Below are 243 nucleotides of genomic sequence, written 5' to 3' on the forward strand. Positions count from 1 at the left end.
TCGCCAGCGCGTGGCTGTCATTCTCGGCGATATGGTCGGTGACGCCGCTGATCCGGCTGTGCATCTCCGCGCCGCCGAGCGGTTCGATCTCGATGGTCTCGCCGGTCGCGGCAAATACCAGTTGCGGTCCGCCCAGGAACATGGCGCCCTGATTGCGGATGATGACGGTGTCGTCGCAGAGCGCCGGCATGTAAGCGCCGCCGGCGGTCGAGGGGCCGTGGACGATTGCGATCTGCGCGATAC

The 243-nt window shown here is 66.7% G+C and carries 1 protein-coding gene; it reads right to left on the reverse strand.

Annotated elements, in window-relative coordinates; all coding sequences use genetic code 11:
- The coding region (locus G8O24_RS43600; protein WP_283815681.1) for a carboxyl transferase domain-containing protein at window positions 1–243 on the reverse strand (243 nt) is incomplete at both ends.

The sequence above is a fragment of the Bradyrhizobium campsiandrae genome, from assembly GCF_014529705.1.
GTDB classification, from domain to species: domain Bacteria; phylum Pseudomonadota; class Alphaproteobacteria; order Rhizobiales; family Xanthobacteraceae; genus Bradyrhizobium; species Bradyrhizobium campsiandrae.